Below are 24686 nucleotides of genomic sequence, written 5' to 3'. Positions count from 1 at the left end.
CGACGATGACCGATTCGCCCGTCAGCGCCAAGATGGACACCAGCGTTCCGCACTCCGCCCGGGTCTGGAACTACTGGCTCGGCGGCAAGGACAACTTCCAGCCCGACCGCGCCGTCGGCGATCAGTTCGCGGAGCTGTACCCGGACATCAAGCTGGTGGCCCGCTCGTCGCGGGGCTTCCTGAAGCGGGCGGTCACCTTCCTGGCCACCGAGGCCGGCATCCGGCAGTTCCTCGACATCGGCACGGGCATGCCCACGGCCGAGAACACCCACCAGGTGGCCCAGGCCGCCGTCCCGGAGTCCCGGATCGTCTACGTCGACAACGATCCGCTGGTGCTGGCGCACGCCCGGGCCCTGCTGACCGGCACCCCCGAGGGCGCCACCGAGTACATCGACGCGGACCTGCACGATCCGGCGGCGATCCTGCGGGCCGCCGGCCGCACGACCCTCGACCTCTCCCAGCCGACCGCGCTGATCCTGATGAACATCCTCGGCCACGTGGCCGACCTGGACGAGGCCGTCGCCATCGTGCAGCAGCTGATGGCCGCCCTGCCGTCGGGCAGCTACCTGGTGACCGCCGACGGCACCGACGTCATCGACGGGCCGGCCTTCACCGAGGCGATCGGCGTGTGGAACGCCAACGCCCCGCTGGCGTACCACCTGCGCCACCCCGACCAGCTGGCCCGGTACCTGACCGGGCTGACCGTCGTGGAACCGGGCCTGGTGCCGTGCTCGCAGTGGCGTCCCGCGCCCGGCGCCTCGCCGGAGGACCTGCGGGCGGTCGACGAGTACGGCGCGGTCGCCGCCAAGCCGTAGGGGCGCATCATGGGGCTCATGACTCCTCGTGGCGCGACCGGCCCGGTCGTCTCCCCCGTGTCGTCCCCGACGGCCCTGCGGCTGGCGGGCGTCCGTCTGCCGGTGGTGGGCACGGCCCGGGTGTACACGTGCGGGATCACCCCGTACGACGTGACGCACCTGGGCCATGCGGCGACGTTCGTGTGGGCGGACCTGCTCACCTCGGTGTGGCGGCTGGCCGGGATCGAGACCGTCACCTGCCGCAACGTCACCGACGTCGACGACGTCCTGACCCGGGCGGCCGGCCTGCGGGGCCGGGACGTCGCCCAGTTCGCGCTGGAGCAGGAGTACGCGTTCGACAAGGACATGAGCGCGCTGCGGCTGCGCCGCCCCGGGTACGAGCCCCGCGCACGGCACTACGTGGGCGCGGTGCAGCAGCTGACCGCCGCGCTGCTGGCCGCCGATCGCGCCTACCTGCGCGAGGGGTACGTGTACTTCCGCGGCGCCGAGGTGGCGGACCGGTCCGGGTTGTCCCGCGAGGAGGCGCTGGCCCGCTGCGCCGAGTTCGGCGACGACCCGTACGACGGGCGCCGGGACGACCCGTTCGACGTGGCCGTCTGGCGGCCGTCGGCCGAGGCGGAGCCGGCCTGGCCGAGCCCGTGGGGACCGGGCCGGCCGGGCTGGCACGCCGAGTGCGCGGCGATGGCCCTGACGGTGCTCGGCGCCGGCGTGGACGTGCTGGCCGGCGGCGAGGACCTGGCCTTCCCGCACCACGCCTACCAGGCCGCGCTCGCGGAGGCGGTGACCGCCGTGGCGCCCTTCGCCCGGGCGCGCCTGCACGTCGGCGCGGTCCATCAGGGCGGCGCCAAGATGGCCAAGAGCACCGGCAACCTCACCCTGGTCGCCGAGCTGCTGCGCGAGCACTCGCCGGCCGCGGTGCGCCTGATGCTGCTCGGCCGGCCCTGGCCCACCGCCTGGGAGTACCACCCGGACGAGCTCGGCCGGGCCGCCGAGCGCCTCGACCTGCTCTACGCGGCGGCCGGGCGCTCCGGCGGTTCGGAGGCGGCCGGCTCGGCCGCCGTCACCGCGGCGCTCCTCGACGACCTCGACGTCCCCCGGGCGATCGAGGTCGCCCTGGACGCGGGCGGCGAAGCCGCGCGTCTGCTGCTGCGGGTGCTGGCGGTGGCGTGACCCCGTAGCGTCGCCCTCCCGCGTGTCGTCGCCGGGGCCGCCCGGCGGTGGTGGCCGCGCGCTGGACGTGCGCGCCGCCATCGCGTACGGGTGGGCGGTGCGGGACCGGCCTACGTCGGCTCGTCGGCGGGCAGCGCCCGGACGAGCAGGTACTGCTCGATGCCGAACCGGCGCCAGGTCCGCTGCAGCCGGGCCGGGATCAGCGGGAACGCCTCCTGCGCGCCGACGATCCGCGGGTCGGTGATCAGATAGTGCCGCCCGTGCACGTCGAGGCTCGCCCGCCCGGCCGCGCACACGTTGCGCAGCCAGTCGACACCCGTGCCGTACGGCAGCGGGATCACGAAGCCGTCGTCGGCGACCGGCTGGGCCACGACCGGCGTGGTGAAGGACCGGCCGGAACGGCGGCCGGTGTGCCGCAGGGCGGCGGCGTACCAGTGCCGGCGGCCGGCCAGCAGCAGCATCACCGGATTCAGCACGTGCTTGTTGAAGGTGCGCAGGGCGTCGCGCTTGCCGGATGCGGTTCTGGTCATGGCCCCTCCCTCGGTGGCGCGGGTGTCGATCCCCGGCCGTGGCCGGGACCTCCCGTCGGCGGAATTCCGTCCTGCGGCCGGCGCGTGAGGGCGTGCCACACGTCGGCGAGCACCGGTACGCCCCGGCGGTCGTCCATCTGCCGCAGCGCGACCAGCCCCACCACGACGCCCGACCCGCCCGCCACCAGGAACAACAGCCGGCTCGCGGCGACCGGCACGGTGACCGGTCCGAGCGTGACCAGGTACGCGGACCCGGCCCCGACCAGCAGCCCGGAGATCGAGACCGCGATGAGCAGCACCGCCCGGGCGCTGGTCTGCACGAAGGCGAACACCCGGCCCCGCAGCTCGTCCCCCACTTCCGCGCCGATCAGCGTGATGCCGGTCAGGAAGGCCGACCCGGCGCCGAAGCCGACCACCAGCACCTCGAGCAGGGCGCCGGACAGCCGGGGAGTGACCGCGAGCAGCACCACGGCCCCGCCGGCCAGCACCACCGACAGCGCGAAGAGGCGATGGCGGGACAGCGGCCCGGCGACCCGCGGGCCCGCGACGACGCCGAGGCCGAAGCCGGTGAACAGGGCGGCGAACAGCAACGCGAAGGTGGCGTCGCCGCCGCCGAGCGAACGCGCGTAGAACTTCGCCGCGCCGACGACGATCCCCGCCCCGGCGAACGCGCCGAGCAGGCCGACGAGCAGGCCGCGCAGCAGCGGCGTACCGCTGAGATGGCGCCAGCCCGTCAGCAGGGCCTGCCGCGGCCGTTCCGCGGCCGCGCCGTCGCGGCGCCCGGAGATCTCGCGGACCCCGAAGGAGACGACCGCCGCGGAGGCCAGGAAGGTCAGGGCGTCGAAGTACAGCGCGAACGCGGTGGCGTCGGTGCGGCCCACGCTGGGCAGCCGGGCCAGTCCGGCGAACGTCAGCGCCGCCAGCACCGGGGTGAGGCCGTACGTGGTGACGATGGTGAGCTGGTTCGCCGTCTCCAGCCGGCCCGGCGGGATCAGGTTGGGCACCGCCGCCTCCTTGGCCGGGGTCCACACCATCGCGGCGGCCTGGGCCAGGAACGACGCGGCGGCGGCCCAGGCGACGACGCCGGCCCGGGTGGGGAGCACCGTCGCGGCCAGCGGGATGGAGGCGTACAGCACGAAGCGCAGCACGTCGATCGTCACCATGGTGCGCCGCCGGTCGTACCGGTCGGCCAGCACGCCGGCCAGCGGGCCGAGGATCAGCGACGGCAGCAGCTGCACCGCGATGATGCCACCGAACGCGGCGCCCTGCGCCGCGGGCGACCGCAGCTGGGCCGCCGCGAACGTCGACGTGGCGAGCAGACCCAGCCAGTCACCGAGCGAGGAGAGGCCGAACACCAGCCAGAGCCGGCGGAACGGCCGTAGCTGGACCACCTCCGCCAGCGCCGAGCGGGAGACGCGGTCGGTGCTCGCCACGGTTTCACCATGACGCCCGGCCGGCGACCCGGACCAGAGGCGAAGGGCCCGGCCGGCCGCGGAGCCGGCAGCCGCGCCGGCCGACCGGCGCGGCACAGGTGCGCTATGTTGCTGCGCGTGCCGTCATCCGCCGTCGAAGAACGTCATGCGACCTGGTTGGAGCTCTTCTTCGACCTGGTCATCGTGGTCGCCGTGGCCCAGCTGGCCGCTCTCCTGCACGACGGTCCGGGCCGGCGCGAGGTGTTTCTCTTCGTCGTGTGCTACTACGCGATGTGGAGCGTGTGGACGTCGTTCACGCTCTATGCCAACGTCTCGGGCGACCTGACCCGGATCCGGTCCATGCTGCTGGCCATGTTCGGCATCGCGATCATGGCTGCGGCGGTGCCGCACGTGATCCGCGGCGACCCGGCCTGGTTCATCGCGGCGTACGTGTTCTGCCGCCTCATGGGCGCGGGTTCCTGGAAGCGCACCAGCCGCATCATGACCGAGTGGCCGGGGGTCCAGCAGGCCGCCGGCGTGATCCCGTGGATCGCGTCGCTGGGCTTCGAACCGCCGGTGCGCTACTACCTGTGGGCGGCCGGCATCGTGCTCGACGTCGTGGTGTCGCTGGTCCGTTCCCGGCACCCGGAGCAGTTGCTGGCCGAGGAGCAGCGGGAGCTGGAGGAGGCTCAGCGCCACCGGGACCGGCGCCTGGGAATCCTGCGCCGCCTGCGCCTGTCCCGGCCCGGAGTCCCCGCCGCGGCGGCTGCGCCGCGGCTGCAGGCGGCCCGTCCCGACCGGCCGCACCTGGGCGAGCGGCTCGGCCTGTTCGTGATCATCGTGCTCGGCGAGGCGGTGGCGCAGCTGATCGACGCCGCGTCCGACGTCGAGCGCTGGGAGCTGGGCCTGATGGCGACGCTGGCGGCGGGCTTCGGCCTGCTGGTCGCCCTGTGGTGGCTGACCCTGCGGTACGGCTCGGACGGGGCGCCGACGTACGGCACCCGGGTGTTCACGTTGCGCCTGACCATGCCGGCGCACTACCTGATGACCGGCTCCATCGTGCTGATCGCCGCGGGGCTCGGCGTGCTGGCCGACCACGCCGGCGAGCCGGTGCCGGAGGCCAGCCGGTGGGTGCTGTGCAGCGGCGCGGCGCTCTACTTCCTGACCGTCAGCCTGCTCGGCGCCCGCGGCGGCGCGCCGAGGAGGTGGCTCGCCGGCTGGGGACTGCCCGCGGTCGTGGCCTCGCTGCTGCTCGGCGTGTTCGGCGGCCCGCTGGCGGGCTGGGCGCTCGCCGCGAGCCTGTTCGCGGTGGCGGGATGGCATGTGCTCTACCGGCCTGGCTCGGCGGCCGCGGAGACGGAGCCGGCGGCGGCGGAGATGGACGTCTCCTCGTAGCACCGGCCGCGTCGGGAGCCGGCCTTCGATGCCGGGGTACGGAGCCGGCCCGCCCAGGTTCTGCCTCTTGGACCGACGTGGCGATCATGGGCGTCGATCGTGGATCAGGTGTGGCGCGGTGCTCTGGCGCATGGTGCTGAAGTGACAGCTCCCCGGCGGGTCAGCCCGGCGGCCGACCGGCAAGGCCGTGGCGCACCGACTTCCGCCGGTGCGCCACGGTGACCTGCTGGGCCCGTACGGTCGCTATCTGCTGTTCGCGATCTCCTGCAGGAGCGTGTCGCAGAAGGCCGGGAGGTCGTCGGGCTTGCGGCTGGTGACCAGGCCGTCGTCGACGAAGACCTCCTCGTCCACCCAGGTCGCGCCGGCGTTGGCCCAACCGCAAGGCCTTGCGGTTGGAACACATCGCCACCACGATCCCGCAGCCGCCCGACCAGATCGCCAACCGGCTGAACAAAGGGAACCTACGCCCGCTCCCCCGCCGCGGGAGCAGCCGGCAGGAGGCTACCGGCCCGCGCTCGGACAGCGTCGACGCTGTCCCAGTCGGCGCCGCTCAGCGTGGTCAGCGCGGCCGGGAAGACACCGTCCTGCTCCTTCAAGATGTGGTCGCGCAGGAGATCGAGGATCTCCGTCAGCTGCCGGGGCCAGCCGGGATCGTCAGGGGTCGCACTGCTCGCCGCGCCGAGCACCGTTTCGATGCGGCGGTGTTCGGCTTCCAGGACGGCCACGTGGTCCGGGAACTCGTCGGCCAGCAGCGGGAACAGACCGTGCTCCTCGACCTCGGTGTGCGGGACCAGGACGGCAGCGATCCGGCGGGCCAGCTCGGCCATCCGGGGGACGTCGCCCGCGGTGTGCGCGGCCCGCACGTCCCCGATCATGGCGACCACCATGTCGTGTTCCCGGGTGAGCTCGTCGATGGCCGTGACGGACTGACAGCCGCAGTATTCACACATGAGAAGCCTTTCCCGTTGAGGACCGGCGGGGCGTCCGGCGGCGCCGAGACGAGATCATTGTGGTTCAGGCCGAGACGGGTTGCCGGCGCAGGCGGATCTGCCACACGTCCGGGCCGGACTCCAGCCATTCCTCGGCCACCTGCCCCGCATAGCGGCTCTCGATCTCCGCGAGCAGCGGCAACGGGGCGTGCGGGGCCACCAGCACCAATGCGGAGTCGGCCGGCAGCGCGTCGAGAGCGGCCAGGACCCGGCCGTGCCGCTCGCCGTGAGGCAGCTCGCGGACGTCGAGCCGCGGGTCGATGGTCAGCGTCGCCACCCCGCCGTCGGCCGCGGGGGCATCGCCGCCGCAGCCGCAACCGCCGCAGCCGCACTCTCCGCCGGAGGGCTGACCGGCTTCCGCGCCGATGATGTCGTGCATACCGTCGAGCAGCCCGGCCAGCGACACCTGGTCGGCGGTGACCAGCAGAGGCACCACCAGCTCGTTCTCCTTGGCGAGGTGGCTGGCGAACACGGCCTGCAGGGCGTACGCGGTGGCCGCCGCCACGACCGGGGAAACCGCGGCTTCCAGGTCGGTGACCAGTGCGGCGATGACGCGATGTTCGCCGAGCATGCCGTCGACGAGCAGTTTCCCGCTGGTCAGGTCGGCGGCTGCCGGGTACAGGGATGCCTCTTCGGCGTACGCGTGCGGCAGCAATTCCTCGTGCAGCCACGTCGTCAGCTCGTCCCGGTGGGCCCAGGTCCGCTCCGGGAGACCGGCGTCGGCGGCGTCGACCAGGCGGGTGACGTGGCCGGTCAGCGTGGCGGCGAGCTCGCGGTGGTGGCGCACCACGGCCTGCGCGGCCTGCTGGTCGGCGACGAGAGCGGACGGTGACATGGACCCTCCCAGAGTTTTGATGCCGTTCGGCGTTATAACGTTACCCAACAGCAAAACCCCTGCGCCAGGGCCGGAGTGGGAGACAAACACCACGTCGTGGGACGGCGGGCTCAGCCCTCCAGGCTGGGCAGATGATCGGCACCGGTCAGGGAGACGAAGTTCCACAGCGCCTCGGTGGTCGGCCCGACCGTCCGGCCGGCCATCCGGACGAGCAGCCAGTGCCGGCGGATCGGCAGGCCCTCGACGTCCAGCACGGCCAGGCGCCCCTCGTGGACCTCGGCGGCGATGGTGTGCGCCGAGATCAGGGCGATGCCCAGGCCGGCCATGACCGCCTGTTTGATGGTCTCGTTGGAGTCCAGCACCATGCCGATGGTCGGCTCGTGGCCGGCGGTGTCGAACATCGCGTCGAAGTGCAGCCGGGTGCCGGCGCCCGGCTCGCGGACCAGGAACGTCTCCTCGGCCACCCGCGCGAACGGCAGCCGGCCGGGACCGGCCAGGCGGTGCCGGGGCGAGGCGATGATCACGTACGTGTGGTCGCCGAAGACCTGGTGCTCGACGGCGAGCCCGTGCGGCGGCCGCCCCATGATCGCCAGGTCGACCGTGTAGTCGTCCAGGCGGGCCACGATCTCCTCCCGGTTGCCGATCACCAGGCCGACCCGCACCCCCGGGTGCGCGAGACCGAACGCGGCGAGCAGGAACGGCGCGAAGTACTGGGCGGTGCTGACCACGCCCGCCGTGACCCGGCCCGCCTCGGCCGAACGCAGCGCCCGCAGGCCGTCGTCGCAGGCGGTCAGCTCGGCGCGCACCCGCCGGTGGGTCTCGATGAGCAGGCGTCCGGCGTCCGTGGGGCGCTGGCCGGCCGGGCCGCGTTCCAGCAGGGGCAGCCCGACCGCGCGTTCCAGCCGGCGCAGCTGTTGGGCGATCGCCGGCCCGGTCAGGTGCAGCCGGGCCGCCGCGCCGGCGAGCGACCCGGCCAGCGCGGTCTCGGCCAGGAAATCCAGCTGCCGGAGGGTGATGTCCTTCATGACCGAAGCATAGGTTTGCTATTCCTCTCGGCAAAAAAGCATGCCTTGGCTTTACCAGCGCGTCCGGCCCACACTCGGTCATGGCCGTCCCCCAGGCACCCCTCGCCCCGACGCTGACCGGAGATCTCGCCGCGTACGGCCGGTGCAGCCGGCCCGCCCGGGCGGCCGCCGACGTCGTCGCCCGGCTCGCCGCGGCCGGCGCCGAGCTGGCCGGCCGGATCGCGGCCCTGAACACCGAGCCGTGCGTCCTGGAGCCGTGGGCGCGCGCCCGCTACCGGGACGGGCTGGCCGGCGCCGACGTCGCCGTCGCCGGGATGGCGGGCGAGGCCGCGCCGGTGCCCCTCACCCGCGGCGGAAGCGTCGTCATGACCCTGGTCGCGGTGGACGAGCCGGCCAACCTGGCCATGAACGCGCCGGTCGGCACCATCTTCTCGGTGCTGCCGGTCACCGACGCGGTCGGCGGCGGGCTGCTCCAGCCGGGACGGCGGCAGCTGGCCGCCGGGATCATCCTGTTCGGCCCGGCCACCGTGCTGGCGCTCACCTTCGGACAGGGCACCGACGTGTACGTGCTGGGACCGGACGGCTTCGTGAGCACCCGCCGCGGCCTCGTGCTCCCGCCCGAGCCGGCCCTGTACGCGATCAACGCCGCCAACGCCCGGCACTGGCACCGCGGCATCCGGTCCTACGTCGCCGACCTGGTCAGCGGCAGCAGCGGCCCCCGCCAGCGGGACTTCAGCATGCGCTGGCTGGCCTCGCTGGCGGCCGAGACGTACGGCATCCTGACCCGCGGCGGCATCTACCTCTACCCGGCCGAGAGCCGCGTGCAGCACGGGTACGGCCGGATGCGCCTGGTGTACGAGGCGAACCCGGTCGCGCAGCTGTGCGAGCAGGCCGGCGGCGCCGCCAGCGACGGGCACACGCCGATCCTCGACCTGGTCCCGGCCGCGCTGCACCAGCGCACGCCGCTGGTGTTCGGCTCCCGCGCCAAGGTCGAACGGGTGCACCGCTATCTGGCCGGGGCGCCGGCCCGGCACGAGGACTCCCCGCTGTTCGCCCATCGCGGCCTGTTCCGCTCCTGACGCAGACGGGAGAACCCGTGTCCATCCGGCACCCGATCATCGTGGTCACCGGCTCCTCGGGGGCCGGCACGACCACCGTGAAGAACACCTTCGTGCAGATCTTCCGGCGCGAGGGGGTCCGCGCCGCCTACATCGAGGGCGACGCCTTCCACCGGCACGACCGGGAGGGCATGCAGGTGGCCATCGCCGAGGCGGAGGCCCGCGGCAACCCCCACTTCAGCCACTTCAGCCCGGAGGCCAACCTGCTGGACGAGCTGGGCGAGACGTTCGAGGAGTTCGCCGCCAAGGGCACCGGCCGCACCCGGCACTACGTGCACGACGAGATCGAGGCGCGCGCCTACGGCTGCCCGTCCGGGACGTTCACCCCGTGGCGTCCGTTCGATCCCGACGTCGACGTGCTGTTCTACGAGGGCCTGCACGGCGCCGTGGTCACGCCGACGGTGGATCTCGCCGCGTACGGCGATCTGAAGATCGGTGTCGTGCCGGTGATCAACCTGGAGTGGATCCAGAAGCTGCACCGTGATCGCCGGCACCGCGGGTACTCGCCGGAGGCCGTCACCGACGTGATCCTGCGCCGGATGCCCGACTACGTGCGCACCATCACCCCGCAGTTCGCCCAGACCGACATCAACTTCCAGCGCGTGCCCACGGTGGACACGTCGAACCCGTTCGTGGCCCGCACCATCCCGGCCGCATCCGAGTCGCTGGTGGTTATCCGGTTCCGGGACGCGAGCGACATCGACTTCCCGTACCTGCTGACGATGATCCACGACAGCTTCATGTCGCGGGCCAACTCCATCGTCATCCCCGGCGGCCGGCTCGACATCGCCATGCAACTGATTCTGACCCCGATGATCCAGCGGCTCGTGGAGAGCCGCCGGGCCGCCTGACCCGCGCGACGAGGAGAGACAGATGACAGTGACGGCACCGGGCAAGATGTACGAGGCCGGCGTGCAGGCGTACGCGGCGACGTACTGGGATCCGGGCTACCAGCCCGCCGAGACCGACCTGCTGGCCTGTTTCAAGGTGGTGGCGCAGGCCGGGGTGCCGCGCGCGGAGGCCGCGGCGGCGATCGCCGCCGAGAGCTCCACCGGCACCTGGACGACCGTGTGGACGGATCTGCTCACCGACCTGGAGCACTACAAGGGCCGGGCGTACCGGATCGAGGACGTGCCCGGCGACCCGGAGGCCTTCTACGCGTTCGTGGCCTACCCGCTCGACCTGTTCGAGGAGGGATCCGTGGTCAACGTGCTCACCTCGCTGGCCGGCAACGTCTTCGGCTTCAAGGCGATCCGGTCGCTGCGGCTGGAGGACGTCCGGTTCCCGCTGGCCTTCGTGCTGACCTGCGGCGGCCCGCCCAACGGCATCCGGGTCGAGCGCGACAAGCTCGACAAGTTCGGCCGGCCGCTGCTCGGCTGCACCATCAAGCCGAAGCTGGGCCTGTCGGCCCGCAACTACGGCCGCGCGGTGTACGAGTGCCTGCGCGGCGGCCTCGACTTCACCAAGGACGACGAGAACATCAACTCGCAGCCGTTCATGCGGTGGCGGGACCGCTTCGAGGCGGTGGCGGCGGCGGTGCGGCAGGCCGAGGAGGAGACCGGGGAACGCAAGGGCCACTACCTGAACGTCACCGCCGGGACCGTGGAGGACATGTTCACCCGGGCCGAGTTCGCCCGCGAACTGGGCATGCCGATCATCATGCACGACTTCCTGACCGCCGGCTTCACCGCGCACACCTCGCTGGCCAACTGGGCACGCCGGCACGGCATGCTGCTGCACGTCCACCGCGCCCTGCACGCCGTGCTGGACCGCAACCCGCGGCACGGCATCCACTTCCGCGTGCTCACCAAGGCGCTGCGCCTGGCCGGCGGCGACCATCTGCACTCGGGAACGGTCGTCGGCAAGCTGGAGGGCGACCGGCAGGCGACCCTGGGCTGGATCGACCTCATGCGCGAGTCGTCGGTGGCCGAGGACCGGTCCCGGGGCATCTTCTTCGACCAGGACTTCGGGCACCTGCCCGGCATGCTGCCGGTGGCCTCCGGCGGGATCCACGTCGGCCACATCCCGGCCCTGGTGTCCATCTTCGGCGACGACTCGGTGCTGCAGTTCGGCGGCGGCACCCTGGGCCACCCGTGGGGCAACGCGGCCGGCGCCACCGCCAACCGGGTCGCCGTGGAGGCCTGCGTGCTGGCCCGCAACGAGGGCCGCGACCTCGACCGCGACGGCGACGCGGTGCTCCGCGAGGCGGCCGGGCACAGCCCGGAGCTCCACGCCGCCCTGCAGACCTGGGGCGACGTCCGCTTCGACTTCGACATCGTCGACAAGCTCGCCCATGCCTGAGGAGGCCGTTGTGCATGCTCCGACCACCCGGCGGTACGGCACGTTCTCGTACCTGCCGCCGCTGAGCCGGGCCCAGGTCCGCCGCCAGCTCCAGCACATCGTGGCCGCCGGCTGGATCCCCGCCGTCGAACACGCCGCACCGACGGCGGCGCCGGCCGCGTACTGGTCGATGTGGAAGCTGCCGCTGTTCGGCGTCCAGGACGCCGACGCCGTGCTCGACGAGCTGGACGCCTGCCACGCGGCCCATCCCGGGCATCTGGTCCGGGTGCTCGGCTACGACCCGCGTCGCCAGACGCAGGGCCTGGTCTTCGTGACCCACCGCGAACCCGCCGCCTGACCGCCCGGGCCGGCGGGCCCGCCGCCGAGCCGAGAGCGGCACCCCCTAGCGACGGCCCCGCAAAATTCGGCGACACCGGCGGCCGGGCCCGCCAGGATGGCCGGCATGGAGGAGGTCGAGGTCGTCGTCGCCCACACCCAACGCGCGACCCTGCGCGTCGGCGACGTGTTCCTGAAGGTCGACGGCGACCCGGCGCACGCCGACATCGAGGTGCGGGCGATGGACCTGGCGCCGATACCGACCCCGCCGATCCTCTGGCGCCGTCCGCCCGTACTCGCGATCGCCGCCGTGCCCGGCCAGGCGCTCGGCATCCTCGGCGAACCGTCGGCCGCGTCGCCGGCGGCCTGGGCGGCGGCCGGTGCCGCCGTCCGGAAGCTGCACGAGGCGCCGTTGCCGCCGTGGCCGGGGCCCAGGCTCGACGACGTGGCGGCGGATCTCGACCGGGAGTGCGCGTGGCTGCTCACCCACGCCGTCCTGCCCGCCGAGGTGATCCGGCGCAACCGCGCGATCGCCGGGGCCGCGCTCCGGCCGTGGCAGCCGGCGTTCATCCACGGCGACCTGCAGATCACCCACGTGTTCGTCGACGGCGACGAGGTCACCGGGGTCATCGACTGGTCCGAGGCCGCCCCGGGCGACGCGATGTTCGACCTCGCCACCTTGACCCTGGGGCACGAGGAACGCCTGGACGACCTGCTGGCCGGCTACGGCGCCGACGCGGACCGGGACCTGATCCGCGCCTGGTGGTCACTGCGCAGCCTGGGGGCGGCGCGCTGGCTGATCGAGCACGGCTTCGACCCGGACGCGCCGGGGTGCGAATTCGATGTGCTCAGGTCCCGGATGCGGGAGCCCTAGGGTCGGTGTCCCCGATTGCCGGCTCCGCCGCTTGGGGACACTCGAGGCGGCGGCTGGTGTGGCGCGGCCCGGACGTCGACGAGCTAGCTGTCGATGTCGGGACGCTGCGGCATGGGAATGACATAGTCATGGATCCACTCGCAGAAACCGTCGAGACCGATGTTGCCGATGATGATCAGCATCCCTGCGGTCACGACTGTTCCGCTGGTCTGCAGCCAGGGCAACGCATCGGTGATCGCACCGGCTCCGGCGACAGAGGCGGCACCCACGAGGCTGCCGGGCGTCAACAGGTCTTTCGACAGGCCGCCGGATCGGGAAGACTCTGCTACCGCTGCCGCGAGCCTGAGGTCGCCGCACAGGTATTTGTACGATGACTTGGCCATGCAACGCCACAGCCCCTTCTCGGAGTGCATGAGGTGGAGCGCGTAACGGACGGTTTCGGGATCCGGGGTGCCCGGTGCCTGCATCCCGATTTCCGGGTGGAGATCCGGATCCACGATCAGGTCGCGGAGCAGCAGGTACTGCCAGGTGTTGGTCCCCGATGCATCGATTGAAGCGAGCGCCCACCCTCTCCGTGCTCCCATGCTGGGATCCACGGCAGGCTCCCTCGTCCGGTGATCTCAGTGACACGTCCGACCAGGCTCCATCGGTACGGTGACTCCGGTGATCACTTGCCACCGGAAGTTCTCCGAGGAGGATTCGTGCCGCAGCTGCTGAGGGTGCAGAGCTTCAACGTTTCGCGTGACGGGTTCGGCACCGGCGAGGGGCAGAGCCTGGAGCGGCCCTTCGGCCATGCCGACCCCACCCCCCTGTTCTCCTGGCGTGCCGCCACCGCCGGTTTCATGTACCGCACCGAACCCGGCGGCACCCGTGGCCTGGACGACTACCTGGCCCGCGACTACGACCACAACATCGGCGCGGAGATCATGGGACGCAACAAGTTCGGCCCTCAGCGTGGGCCCTGGGAGAACCACGACTGGCAGGGCTGGTGGGGGGACAACCCACCGTTCCACACGCCGGTCTTCGTGCTCACCCACCATGAACGCCCGTCGTTCACCCTCTCCGACACCACGTTCCATTTCCTCGACGCGAGCCCGGCCGAGGCGCTGGAGCAGGCCAAACGGGCCGCCGACGGCCGCGACGTACGCCTCGGTGGCGGAGTCGCCACCATCCGGGAGTTCATCGAGGCCGACCTGGTCGACACGATGCACATCGCCGTCGCGCCCGTCGACCTCGGCCGAGGCGAGCGGCTGTGGGACAGCCACACCGACCTTCTCGACCGCTTCCACCTCGAGTCGGTGCCGAGCCCCAGCGGCATCACTCACCTGCTGTTCTGGCGACGATGACCGCCGACCCCGAGCGACGGGATCGCCCCCTGCCGCACCGGGGGCGCCCGACCGCTCGTCAGCTGCGCAGTTCGGCGTCCACCTGATCGACGACAGTGGGGTCCGAGGAGCGGAACTTGCGGGCGAAGAGCTTGCGATACGGCGTCGGTTCACCGTCCGGTATCGGCAGGGTCCCGGCCGTCGTGCCCGGCAGCGGCAGGTGCGGCGCCCAGCGCGCGCTCTTGAGCTGGTCGAAGTCGTTGTCCGACAACCACCGCGGGTGTCCCGGGCGGTCGTTGTCCCAGTTCATGTACCAGGCGCCGGATGGGCACGGCGCCAGCGCGTCCCCTCCCAGCAGTTTCGGGCTGCCCAGCATCGATGCCGCGAAGGACTCGTCGGGCACCAACGTGGTGGACCAGAACCGTACGAGGTCGGGCCGCTGGTCGACGAGCCGGTGGAGCGCCCGGGCGTGGGCCCGGGAGTAGATCTTCCACTGGGAGGCGGCGCGGAGGCTCAGGTCCTCCGGCACGCTGCGCTTCCACGGGAACCGCAGTGGCACGTCGCGCCAGTAGAGAACCTGGTGTGCCCGGGTGAGGAAGCGATGTTGGAATCGCCACAGTCCGCCGTCCGGGTGACGCGCCGTGTCCCAGGACGCGACCGGCACCGGAGTGTTCTCGATCCACGTCAGTCCGTCCCACGCCCGCAGCTCCTGCACGATGTCCGCCATCGGCAGGAGGGGATAGTCGGCGCCGGACAGCACCGCGATGTGCCGGGCGTCGGTCCACGTCGTGGCGATCTTGAGGGCCTGCAGCTCCGCGGTGACCAATGACCAACTGGTGACGGTCGTTCGCTGCCTCGGCGCCACCCGTACGCGGCCGGGCAGGCCGTCGACCATGGCCGCGAAGCTCCGGTCGTCCGTTCGGGCATCGCAGTGCAGCACCACCGGGGTGTCGTCCAGGGCGGTGATGAGGCGCCTCAGATGGACGGGATCGGCATGGGCCAGGATGACGACGGCCAAGGGGGTCACGGGAGCCTCCGATTCGTTGCCATGGTCAGGTGCCGGCGCCTTCCGGCCGATACCGTGCGCCGCTCGAATATCGCGGCCCACGCTGCGGGAACCCCGCCTTGATGAGATATCCGGTATCGGTTCGACAATCGAGGGATGTCATCGTCGCTCGATCAACTCCCGGGTCCGAAGGTGATCAATCGGTTGCCCTCGAAGGGCCCGCGAACGTCGGCATTCACGAGGAGACGCACCATACTCGACCGCCCGACCGGCGATCCGCTCCGGGCCGCCCACCCCGGGGCCGCCGACAAGGTGGCGACGAGGGAATCGCCGCAGTTGTTCCAGGTCAAGCGGCTGCCGCCCGGTCCTTGGTAAAGGATCGGATACGGCGTCCGGCGCGGACACGCCCACCTTTGCGGTCGTTCGATGAGTTGTGTGGATCAACACACCTGCCCGGACAACCGGACCCGGAACGTCATTTAGGCGTTGAGCACCTTGACGTCCCTATTCGCTGCCCTACGCTATGGGTCGAGCAAAATTGCACGTCGCGACATTCGCGAAGGTCCTTCAATTCGAGCCATTATCGTCTTGGCTCAGCACTGCCCGGAGAGGGAAATGGCAGAATACATGAGTCGCGCACACAAGACCCCGGGCGAGGCGGAGAACACCTTCGGCTCCCGCCGGCCGCGCCCGAAAGTCAGCGTTGTGGTGCCGGCCCTCAACGAGGAGAAGAACCTGCCCCACGTGCTGTCCCGGATACCCCAGGTCGACGAGGTGATCCTGGTCGACGGCGGTTCGGTGGACGACACGGTGCAGGTCGCGCGCCGGCTGTGGCCGGGGATCCGCGTCGTGACCCAGAACCGCAAGGGCAAGGGCAACGCGTTGGCCTGCGGCTTCGCGGCCGCGGTGGGCGACATCATCGTCATGATCGACGCCGACGGCTCCACCGATCCCGGCGAGATCCCGCTGTTCGTCGACGCCCTGCGCGGTGGCGCGGACTTCGCCAAGGGCTCGCGGTTCGCGTCGGCCGGCGGCAGCGCCGACATCACCCGCATGCGGCGCGCCGGCAACAAGATGCTGAACGGCATGGTGAACGTCCTGTTCGGCACCCGCTACAGCGATCTCTGCTACGGCTACAACGCGTTCTGGGCGCACTGTCTGCCGATCTTCGACCTCGACAGCACGAGCCCGCGGCCGGCCGGGGACGGGCGGTTGTGGGGTGACGGGTTCGAGATCGAGACGCTGCTGAACCTGCGGGTGGCCCGGGCCGGGCTGAAAGTGCGGGAGGTGCCGAGCTTCGAGCATCGCCGCATCCACGGCACGAGCAACCTCAACGCCGTCACCGACGGCCTGCGCGTCCTGCGCACCATCGCCCGGGAATGGCCGCGCCGCCAGCCTCAGGTGTCCGTGGCACGCTGTGCCGCCGCACCCGGCGGCGTCGCCCCGAGCGAGGACGCGCCGGACACCGTCAGCTCCGGAGCCGGCCTGTGGTGAGCGCCGATCCGGCGGCCTCCTCCGCACCGGTGGCCGCAGTGGCCACCGCGCTGACGGCCCCGCAGACCTCGGCCAGCGTCGTCATCTGCTGTTACACCCAGCAACGATGGGCGGACCTGACGGACGCCTGCGCGGCCGTGCGCGATCAGGTTCGACCCGGCGACGAAGTGATCGTCGTCGTGGACCACAACGACGCGCTGCTGGCCCGGGCCCGGCAGGAGCTCGACGGCGTGCGTGTGCTGGCCAACCAGGGCGTCCGCGGGCTGTCCGAGGCGCGCAACACGGGTGTCCGCGCCAGCGCCGGCGACATCGTGGTCTTCCTCGACGACGACGCGGTACCGCGGGCCGGTTGGCTCGAACGGGTGCGCCACGCCTTCACCGAACGGCACGTCGTGGTCGTCGGCACGAGCGTGGCGCCCCGCTGGGAAGGCGGCGCCGCGCCGGGCTGGTTCCCCGCCGAGTTCGGATGGGTGGTCGGCTGCAGCTACCGCGGCTTGCCCACCCGGCGGTCGCCCATCCGCAACCCCATCGGCGCGTCGATGGCCGTCCGGCGTTCCGTCTTCGCCGCGGTGGGTGGTTTCTCGGACGCCGTCGGTCGGGTCGGAGCGCTGCCGGTCGGATGTGAGGAGACCGAGTTCTGCATCCGGGCGGCCAGCCGGCGCCCGGAGAGCCGGGTGGTGCTGGAGCCCGACGCCTACGTCGACCACTTCGTGCCGGTCGCCCGGCAGACACTCTCGTACTTCGTCAGGCGCTGCTACCACGAGGGACGCTCCAAGCGCGCAGTCGCCCGCTTGACCACCACGCAGGCGGCGCTGGCGGCGGAGCGCCGATACGTCAGGGCCGTGCTACCGGCCGGGGTCCTGCGCGGAATCGGCGGTTCGGTGCGGCATCCGCGGAAATTCCTGCAGGCGGGCGCGATCGTGGTCGGGCTGTCGGCGACCGTGACGGGCTACCTCTCTCCTCGCCGGCCGCCACCGCGACCGCAGCCCGGCGCCGGCCCGCTGGGCACCGACACACCGCGCGGTCTGTGACCTCGCAGGGCGGCGCACCGGCTACCCGCGAGGTCGTATCAGCACACGCGTCGACCCATGGGGTGCCGCCCCCGTGTATGACGACGAGCCGTGGTGAAGACCACGCAGAGAGATGGGCCGTGAACTCTACGACCTGCATGTTCAGCATCATCGTGCCGACGTTCGATCGACGCGACGTCGTGCTGGGAAGCATCCAGTCGATCGCCGCCGCGGAACGGCCGTGGCCGTGCGAGCTCATCGTGGTCGTCGACGGATCCACCGACGGCACCTACGAGGCACTGTGCGACCTCGAGCTGTCGATCCCGCTCGTTCGCCTCCGCCAGGGCAACACCGGTGCCGCCGCCGCCCGCAACTGCGGCGCGCGGGCAGCCCGCGGGCGCTACCTGCTGTTCCTCGATGACGACATGTGCATCGACCGTCGGTTGCTGATCGAGCACGAGCGGCTGCTGGCGGACGGGGCCGACGCCGTGGTCGGCGACATCCCCCTGCATCCGGACTCGCCGGTGACGCTGCTGACCAGAGGGGTCGCCCGGTGGACCGAGCAGCGCCGCCGCCGGCTGGCCCGGCACGGCGGACGGCTCGGCGTCGCGGACTTCCTGACCGGGCAACTGTCCGTGCGGGCCAGCTGCTTCGCCGCTGTCCACGGCTTCGACGAGAGTCTCACCGCGGGCGGGTCCTTCGGCGGGGAGGACACCGACTTCTTCTTCCGGCTGCTGCAGAGCAGGACCCGCGTCGCCTATGCGGCGGGCGCGATCTCCCATCAGCGGTACGTCGTCAGCCCCGCGCAGAACATCGCCCAGTGGTGGCAGGCGGGGTGCGCCGACGCCCGGTTGTCCCGCAAGCACCGGGCGATCGGATCGGGCCTGTGGGACCAGCACCGGGGCGACACGGTGACGGGCCGCCTCGTCCGCCTGGCCGCGACCGGGCCACCAGCCGTCCGCCGGCGGGTGCAGTCCGCAGTCGTGCGCCGGGTCGAGGACGGGCACATGGATCGGCCCACCGAGTGGCTCTTCGCGCGTACCCGGGACGTCGCCTACTGGGCGGGAGTGCGCGCGGGGGGCGGCATCACCCGGCATCGCGGGACGGACCTCCGCATCCTGGCCTACCACGCGGTCCTCGACATCGACGATCCGGTGGTCGGCCCCTACGCGGTGCACCCGCAGCGTTTCGAGGAGCAGATCATCCGTCTGCTGGCCGACGGGCACACCTTCATCGACGCCGGGCAGCTGCTGTCCTTCCTGGACGGGTGCGGTGCGTTGCCGGAGCGCAGCATCATGCTCACCTTCGACGACGGCTACGAGAGCCTGCTGCAGCACGCGGCTCCACTACTCGCCCGGCTCGCCATACCGGCCGTGGTCTGTGTGGTCACCGGTCAGCTCGGCGGTCACAACGCGTGGGACGAGAGCCGGGGGGCGACCCGGCAGTCCCTGCTGAACGGCGCGCAGCTACGGGCGCTGAGCCGGGACGGTTGGGAGATCGCAGCCCACTCCCACACCCACGCCCATCTCAGGTCGGCCGACGGACGGCAGCTCACCGGGGAACTCGCGCGGCCGCGCGCGGATCTCGCGGCGCTCGGTCTGCCACCACCGCGTCTCATCGCCTACCCGTACGGCGAGCACGATTTCCGGGTCCGCCACGGCGTCCGACAGGCCGGCTACAGCGCGGCGCTCGCGTTGACCGGACGGGTGCCGACGCCCTCGGCGGCGAACAGATTCGCGCTGCCGCGCATCGAAGTGGGCCAGGAGATGTCGGTGAGCCGGCTCCGGGAGCTCCTGGAGCGACCGGAATCGAGGTGGGAGTGCCGGCCGGGCCCGATGGTGCGGGCCGCGACCCGGTTCGGACCCGGCCGGCTGATCGCACCGTGGCGCCGGCCCGCCCGTAACCCGCCGGCGCCGGCCCTGACCAGCAGCACCGATCAGATTCGGAACGGATAGAAGTGCGGAAGCCCAAGATGGAGTGGCCAGTCGATCCCGCCGCGGCACGCGGTGGCATCTGGTGTTGCGAGTTCGAACTGTCCGGCGGAGGGGGCCTGACCTCCGTCGTGCCACCTGCGGGCGAGGACCGCGCCCGCGTCCTGGTACGGCTGCACCGAGAACCCATCGGTTACGTCACGGTGCCCATGCCCACCGATCCCCACGACGGCAGTGCGCTGGTGGCGGTGGCGTGGGAGCAGCTGCACGAGCCCATCCAGGCTCATCTGCGGGCGGAGGGGCAGGCCGCCACCCCCGTCGGCGGGCGGCCGCCGTCGGCCACCGACCGGTGCCCTGAACAGGTGGAGCCGGCGGAGCTCGTCTCCGTGGTGGTCTGCACCCGCAATCGCGCCGACATGCTGGCGGCCTGCCTGGAGCGGCTGGCCGCGGTGACCTACCCGGCCGTCGAGTTCCTCATCGTGGACAACGCCCCGGACGACGCGTCGACCCGCCGGCTCGTCGAGAGCATCCAGCGGGACGACCCGCGCTTCCGGTACGAGTGCGAACCACGGCCCGGTCTCTCCTGCGCCCGCAACAAGGGCCTCAGCGCGGCGCGGGGCACCTATCTGGCCTACACCGACGACGACGTCTCCGTGGATCCGTACTGGGTGCACGGGATCGTCAAGGGTTTCCGCCGGCGCCCCGACGTGCGGTGCGTGACCGGCCTGGTGTGCACCGCCTCGATCACCAACGATGCCGAGTCCTACTTCGACGCCCGTACGTCGTCGTGGTCGTCGCGGTGCGCGCCGCAGTTGTTCGACATGTCACCGGCCTCCCGGCGCGGCGTCCTCTATCCGTACTCCGCGGGAATCTTCGGCACCGGGGCCAGCTTCGGCTTCATCCGGGAGAGCCTGATCGAACTGGGCGGGTTCGACGAGGCGCTGGGCGCCGGCACCCGGACCCGCGGCGGTGAGGACCTCGACGTGTTCGTCCGGGTCCTGCGGTCCGGCGGGGCGATCGCCTACGAGCCCTCCGCGCTGGTGTGGCACCACCACCGGGCCGATCTCGCCTCGCTGGCCCGGCAGATGTACGGGTACGGCACCGGGCTCACGGCGTTCCTGACGAAGCTGTTGACGCAGCGGTCCACCCTGCCCGGGGTCCTGGGCCGCCTGCCGGCCGGAGCGGTCAAGCTGGGCCGGATCCGGCTGGACACCAACCGCCGGCTCTCCCCCGGCGCGGCGGCGCCGCCCGGGATGCTCCGTCGCGAGTTCGCCGGCTTCGTCGCCGGCCCGCTGCTCTATGCGCAGGCCCGACGCCGGGCCAGGGGTAACGGACCGAGATCGGCCAGCCCGCCGACGCCGCCCCGCGGGACCGGCCGGTGACGACCTACCGTGGTGTCGTCGCCCGGACCGGCCGGCTGAGCCGCCCCGCCGAGCCCGAGGACCGCACGGCGGTATCGGCCGATCACGTGGCCGGTGCGCCGCCCGGGACGGCCACCGGCCGGGAGCTGGGCCGGATCTACCGTTCCCGGCCGCGCCGGGACTGGAACTTCACCGAGAATCTGTCGTCCAGCAGCAACGCGTCGCCGTACACGCGCGACACCTCCGACCACCGCTTGATCATTTCAGCGTCGAGCCTGGTGATGCTCATGGTGGGCAGCATCGGGTTCGCGGCGCAGGCGCCCGTCGCGCGGACCGTCGGTCTGGTGTTCTACGTCCTGATCGGGCTGGGCGGAGCGCCGTGGGTGCTGGCCAGGAGCATGCGGCTGCCCACCCGGCTCGCCATGACCGCCCTGACGACGCTGTGCGTGCCCACGTTCGTGGGCACCGTGATGTTGCAGACCCGGGCCTGGCATCCGGCCACGGCCTTTGTCGCCCTGGCCGTCGTCACCGTCCCGCTGCACGTCCTGGGTTGCCGGATCGCCGTGCGGGACCGCCGATCGACGCGTGGCCGTGCGAACCCGCCCGGAGCGGACCGGCTCGTACGGCTACGCCGCTCGCTGGTCCGGCTCGCCCGTAAACACGTCAACTTGTCGCTGCTGCTCTCCCTCGGCGGCGGTGCGATCTGCCTCGTCGCCGCGTTGACCCATCGCCACACCGACCCCGGGCTGTGGGGCTTCCTCCCGGTCATCGGACCCCTCTGGTACGCCGGTCTGCTGCTCGTCCTGCTGTCGTTCGCCGTGTCCCGGGCCAGCAGTGACGCCTCGGTCGCGATCGCGGTGCTGATCCTCGTCCTCATCCTCACGGGCACGCCGGCGCTCGTCTACGACGGTCCGCGCTCACAGTCCGCCTCCAAGCACGTCGACTTCGTGCAGCAGATCCGCACCGTGCATCAGATGAACACCACGGTCGCCGTCTACAGCGCCTGGCCGGGCTACTTCGCCGCCATGGCCTGGGTGAGCGACATCGCGGGCATCCGCGATCCGATGCGGTTGGCCCAGGCGTGGCCCGTGCTGCTGGGCTTCTTCCGGCTCTGCGCGCTGCGGTTCCTGGCCGGCACCGTGCTCAAGTCGCGCACGACCGCCTGGGTCGCCGTGGCGCTGGCCGTGCTGGCGGACCCGATCGGCGCCGACTACTTCTCCCCCCAGTCGGTCGGTTTCGTCCTGGGTCTGCTGATCGTCGCCATCGCGTTGTCGCACTACGACTCCCGGATGAAGGTGGTCGCCCTCACCGGCGCGGGCTGCGCCCTGGCGACATCGCACCAGCTGAGCCCGTACATCGTCGGCGGGACGATGTGCATCCTGGCCGTCTTCCGGCAGATCCGGCCGTGGTGGCTGCCGGCCACCGTGCTGGCGCCGGCCGTCGCCTGGGCCGCATCACACTGGTCGGCGCTCAAGGAGTTCGTGTACTTCGGGGAAGTGGGCAACGCCAAGAACTTCCGGCCGCCCGCCACCGCCACCGCCCCGGGTCTGGAACGGCTCGTCGTGGTCGACCTGACGGTGTGGGCGCTGGTCGGCGGCATCCTGATCCTGGGCGCCACCGCGGCCGCGGTGGTCTACCGACGACGACGCGGCATCGAGGTGTGGGCGCTGGCCTGCGCGCCGATCTCGGGCCTGCTCGTCATCGCGGTCAACCCGTACGGCCAGGAGGGCATCTTCCGGGCCACCCTGTTCGGCCTGCCGTGGCTCGCCCTGCTCGCTGCCCAGTCGTTCCGCAGCATGTCGGCGAACCGGCCCAACGTGGCGTTGGTGGCCATCCTCGCGGTCCTGAGCACGACCTTCCTGGTGGCGTCGTTCGGGATGGATGCGGCCAACGTCATCCGGCCCACCGACCGGCAGGCGTTCCACCAGTTCCGCAGCACGCCCATGCCCCCGGGCAGCGTCGGCTACCTGCTCATGCTGGGCCCGGGTGATCTGCCGAGCAGCCCGCCGACCGAGGACCTGACGCATCTCTCGGTGGAACGCGAGACGGTGGAGCCGCCCGGGGCGGTCCCGCCGGTCGAAACCGCCACGGCCCGGTCCCGCCGGCTGACGAAAGCCATCGTGGCCTACTCCCGGCGGGACGGCCGTCCGGCCCGGATCTTCGCGCTCTGGTCGCCCACCTCGTCGGTCTACGGATGGGAGTACGGACTGGAGCGGCCCGAGACCTTCGCTCGGCTCCGCGAGGCCCTGCGGACCATGCCGGGCTGGTCGGTGAGGTACGAGGCCGGGGGTACGGTGCTGTTCGAGTACCACCAGCCGCGCCGACGGTCGGCGGCGCCGCGATGACCCGTACCGTGAAACCCCCGGTGGTGGACCACCAGCTCTCCCGCCTCTTCGGCCGCGATTCGCTGTACATGGTGCTGTGGGCGGTGCAGCTGCTGGGCGCGGCGATCCTGACGCCGGTCATCACGCGGGTCCTGGGCAGTGGCGAGTTCGGCGTCGTCGCATCCTGCAACGCCGTCATGCAGGTGCTGTTCGTGGTCGGCGGTTTCGGCCTGCAGACCGCGATCCAGCGGCAACACGAACTACCCCACGGCCGGCGCGACGCGGCCAAGGTGTTGGCGGTGTCGGTGGCACTGACCGCTTCGGTCACCGTGGCGGCGCTCGGCACCGTCGCGTTCTGGGCCCGGCCCCTCGACATGCTGGACCAGCTCGTCGCCCTGCGGATCTCCGTCGTCTGGGCCGGCCTGTCCGCGATCACGGGGGCGTCCCTCGCGCTGCTGCGCAGCCAGGAACGTCTGCCGGCCTTCGCGGCGGTCAGCCTGTTCCAGTCGGTGGTGGCCGAGGCGGCCAGCCTCGGCCTGATCGCCTGGCAGCACCCGAGCGCGGAGAACTTCCTGGCCGGCCAGACCGTGGCCCAGTTGGCGGCCATGGTGCTGGGCCTGATGCTCGCTCCGCCCCGCTCCATCGACCGCCGCGACCTGCCGATGGTGGCCGACGCCGTGCGCTTCGCCGTCCCGCTGGTGCCGGCGGTGCTGGGCACCTTCGTGCTCTCGACGGCCGACCGCCTGCTCATCCAGGGTGCGATGGGCGAGGACGCCGTCGCTCGGTACCAGGTGGCGTACAACGTGGCATCGATGCCGCTGCTGTTGCTGTCGGTGCTGCACTCCACCTGGATGCCGCGCTTCTTCGCCCTCGCCGACGGCGAGAACCGCATCCGGGTCCTGGCGGCCAGCCGGGACATCCTCTACCGCCTGCTGGTGCCGTTGTTGATCGGATTCGCCGCCGGCACGCCGCTGATCCTGCGGGTGTGGGCGCCGCCGTCGTACCGGCCGGAGAGCCTGTCGATGGTCGTTCTGCTCGTCGTGGTCACCGCGGTGCCGTTCGCCGCGCATCTGGCGGTCAGCCGCGCGTTGACCGCCCGGGACCGCACGGCCGACATCGCCGTCTGCACCCTCGTCGCGGCGGCCGCCAACGTCGCCCTCAACATCTGGTGGATCCCGCGCTTCGGACTGGAGGGTTCCGCGGCCGCCACCCTGGTCGCCTACTGCCTGCTGTCCGTCGTCCTGACGGTGCGGGCGAGACGGTGGGCGCCGGTTCCAGCCTCCGACTGGCGGCTCCGTCTGCAGCTGGCCGTCGCGGTCGCCGTGGCGATCGCGACTGTGGAACTGTCCGCCGACGGGGCGCTGATGTGGGTGCGTGCGGCGATCGTCGCCGCCACGATCACCTGGTTCGCGCGCATCGTGCTCCCCGTCGTCCGCCGGTAGACCGGTTCCCCGGG

At 72.1% G+C, this 24686-nt stretch carries 22 protein-coding genes and 1 pseudogene; 15 read left to right on the top strand and 8 right to left on the bottom strand.

All coding sequences use genetic code 11. From position 1 onward, the window contains the following. Window positions 1–5 precede the first annotated feature (5 nt). Together Ani05nite_RS25955 and Ani05nite_RS25950 are read left to right on the top strand one after the other, a co-directional pair. Window positions 6–815, top strand: a complete 810-nt coding sequence (locus Ani05nite_RS25955) for an SAM-dependent methyltransferase (RefSeq protein ID WP_203772436.1) — start codon at window positions 6–8, stop codon at window positions 813–815. Between the two features lie 18 nt (window positions 816–833). After that, window positions 834–1985: a cysteine--1-D-myo-inosityl 2-amino-2-deoxy-alpha-D-glucopyranoside ligase gene (locus tag Ani05nite_RS25950; RefSeq protein WP_203772434.1), complete on the top strand. Its 1152-nt coding sequence runs from the start codon at window positions 834–836 to the stop codon at window positions 1983–1985. A 110-nt stretch (window positions 1986–2095) separates the two neighbouring features. On the opposite strand, the gene Ani05nite_RS25945 is transcribed toward Ani05nite_RS25950, so the two are convergent. Both Ani05nite_RS25945 and Ani05nite_RS25940 read right to left on the bottom strand, forming a co-directional pair. Continuing rightward, entirely contained in the window at window positions 2096–2515 is a 420-nt protein-coding gene (locus Ani05nite_RS25945; RefSeq protein WP_203772432.1) for a PNPOx family protein, read from the bottom strand. Beyond that, complete coding sequence (locus tag Ani05nite_RS25940) at window positions 2512–3948, bottom strand: MFS transporter (protein WP_203772430.1); 1437 nt, start codon at window positions 3946–3948, stop codon at window positions 2512–2514. The genes Ani05nite_RS25945 and Ani05nite_RS25940 overlap by 4 nt, the downstream gene beginning before the upstream one ends. 117 nt (window positions 3949–4065) lie before the next feature. Between Ani05nite_RS25940 and Ani05nite_RS25935 the strand changes: the two genes are divergently transcribed. Then, window positions 4066–5322, top strand: a complete 1257-nt coding sequence (locus tag Ani05nite_RS25935; protein WP_203772429.1) for a low temperature requirement protein A — start codon at window positions 4066–4068, stop codon at window positions 5320–5322. 243 nt (window positions 5323–5565) lie between these two features. On the opposite strand, the pseudogene Ani05nite_RS25930 reads toward Ani05nite_RS25935, so the two are convergent. The 4 genes and pseudogenes from Ani05nite_RS25930 to Ani05nite_RS25915 all read right to left on the bottom strand — a co-directional run. Next, window positions 5566–5769 (bottom strand): annotated as a pseudogene (locus Ani05nite_RS25930) (DJ-1/PfpI family protein); the annotation flags it as partial. 14 nt (window positions 5770–5783) lie between these two features. Further along, entirely contained in the window at window positions 5784–6272 is a 489-nt protein-coding gene (locus Ani05nite_RS25925) for a hemerythrin domain-containing protein (RefSeq protein ID WP_203772427.1), read from the bottom strand. Between the two features lie 64 nt (window positions 6273–6336). Next, window positions 6337–7146 carry a DUF2249 domain-containing protein gene (locus Ani05nite_RS25920; RefSeq protein WP_203772425.1) on the bottom strand — a complete coding sequence of 270 codons (810 nt, stop codon included), beginning with the start codon at window positions 7144–7146 and terminating at the stop codon, window positions 6337–6339. Window positions 7147–7256: 110 nt separating this feature from the next. Continuing rightward, on the bottom strand, window positions 7257–8171 hold the full coding sequence (locus Ani05nite_RS25915) for a LysR family transcriptional regulator (protein WP_203772422.1): 915 nt from the start codon (window positions 8169–8171) through the stop codon (window positions 7257–7259). Window positions 8172–8251: 80 nt separating this feature from the next. Here Ani05nite_RS25915 and Ani05nite_RS25910 point away from each other — a divergent pair, with 80 nt between their 5' ends. From Ani05nite_RS25910 to Ani05nite_RS25890, 5 genes are all read left to right on the top strand, one after another. After that, window positions 8252–9250, top strand: a complete 999-nt coding sequence (locus Ani05nite_RS25910; protein ID WP_203772420.1) for a class 1 fructose-bisphosphatase — start codon at window positions 8252–8254, stop codon at window positions 9248–9250. A gap of 17 nt (window positions 9251–9267) precedes the next feature. Next, window positions 9268–10140 (top strand): phosphoribulokinase, encoded by an 873-nt coding sequence (locus tag Ani05nite_RS25905; RefSeq protein WP_203772418.1) that lies wholly within the window; start codon window positions 9268–9270, stop codon window positions 10138–10140. A 22-nt stretch (window positions 10141–10162) separates the two neighbouring features. Then, window positions 10163–11590 (top strand): form I ribulose bisphosphate carboxylase large subunit, encoded by a 1428-nt coding sequence (locus Ani05nite_RS25900; protein WP_203772416.1) that lies wholly within the window; start codon window positions 10163–10165, stop codon window positions 11588–11590. A 10-nt stretch (window positions 11591–11600) separates the two neighbouring features. Next, window positions 11601–11927 (top strand): ribulose bisphosphate carboxylase small subunit, encoded by a 327-nt coding sequence (locus Ani05nite_RS25895; RefSeq protein ID WP_203772414.1) that lies wholly within the window; start codon window positions 11601–11603, stop codon window positions 11925–11927. Window positions 11928–12032: 105 nt separating this feature from the next. Beyond that, a complete protein-coding gene (locus tag Ani05nite_RS25890) occupies window positions 12033–12779 on the top strand; it encodes a phosphotransferase family protein (RefSeq protein ID WP_203772412.1) in 747 nt (248 codons plus the stop codon). Between the two features lie 83 nt (window positions 12780–12862). Here the strand turns inward: Ani05nite_RS25890 and Ani05nite_RS25885 are convergent, their stop codons facing one another. Next, window positions 12863–13375: a hypothetical protein gene (locus Ani05nite_RS25885; protein WP_203772410.1), complete on the bottom strand. Its 513-nt coding sequence runs from the start codon at window positions 13373–13375 to the stop codon at window positions 12863–12865. Window positions 13376–13480: 105 nt separating this feature from the next. Between Ani05nite_RS25885 and Ani05nite_RS25880 the strand changes: the two genes are divergently transcribed. After that, a complete protein-coding gene (locus Ani05nite_RS25880) occupies window positions 13481–14125 on the top strand; it encodes a dihydrofolate reductase family protein (RefSeq protein ID WP_203772408.1) in 645 nt (214 codons plus the stop codon). Between the two features lie 58 nt (window positions 14126–14183). Here the strand turns inward: Ani05nite_RS25880 and Ani05nite_RS25875 are convergent, their stop codons facing one another. After that, a complete protein-coding gene (locus tag Ani05nite_RS25875) occupies window positions 14184–15131 on the bottom strand; it encodes a beta-1,6-N-acetylglucosaminyltransferase (RefSeq protein WP_203772405.1) in 948 nt (315 codons plus the stop codon). Between the two features lie 606 nt (window positions 15132–15737). Here Ani05nite_RS25875 and Ani05nite_RS25870 point away from each other — a divergent pair. The 6 genes from Ani05nite_RS25870 (at window position 15738) to Ani05nite_RS25845 (ending at window position 24672) form a co-directional block, all read left to right on the top strand. Further along, complete coding sequence (locus Ani05nite_RS25870) at window positions 15738–16604, top strand: glycosyltransferase family 2 protein (protein ID WP_239130630.1); 867 nt, start codon at window positions 15738–15740, stop codon at window positions 16602–16604. After that, window positions 16601–17635: a glycosyltransferase family 2 protein gene (locus Ani05nite_RS25865; protein WP_203772401.1), complete on the top strand. Its 1035-nt coding sequence runs from the start codon at window positions 16601–16603 to the stop codon at window positions 17633–17635. Before Ani05nite_RS25870 ends, Ani05nite_RS25865 begins: the two co-directional genes overlap by 4 nt. A 119-nt stretch (window positions 17636–17754) precedes the next feature. Next, entirely contained in the window at window positions 17755–19569 is a 1815-nt protein-coding gene (locus Ani05nite_RS25860; RefSeq protein WP_203772399.1) for a glycosyltransferase, read from the top strand. Window positions 19570–19754: 185 nt separating this feature from the next. Beyond that, a complete protein-coding gene (locus tag Ani05nite_RS25855; RefSeq protein ID WP_239130628.1) occupies window positions 19755–20927 on the top strand; it encodes a glycosyltransferase family 2 protein in 1173 nt (390 codons plus the stop codon). Continuing rightward, entirely contained in the window at window positions 20924–23251 is a 2328-nt protein-coding gene (locus Ani05nite_RS25850) for a hypothetical protein (RefSeq protein WP_203772395.1), read from the top strand. Before Ani05nite_RS25855 ends, Ani05nite_RS25850 begins: the two co-directional genes overlap by 4 nt. Further along, on the top strand, window positions 23248–24672 hold the full coding sequence (locus Ani05nite_RS25845) for a lipopolysaccharide biosynthesis protein (RefSeq protein WP_203772393.1): 1425 nt from the start codon (window positions 23248–23250) through the stop codon (window positions 24670–24672). The genes Ani05nite_RS25850 and Ani05nite_RS25845 overlap by 4 nt, the downstream gene beginning before the upstream one ends. The last annotated feature ends 14 nt before the right edge of the window (window positions 24673–24686 follow it).

The sequence above is a fragment of the Actinoplanes nipponensis genome (assembly GCF_016862275.1).
Classification (GTDB): Bacteria; Actinomycetota; Actinomycetes; order Mycobacteriales; family Micromonosporaceae; genus Actinoplanes; species Actinoplanes nipponensis.
This window is presented reverse-complemented; position numbering and strand designations above follow the sequence as displayed.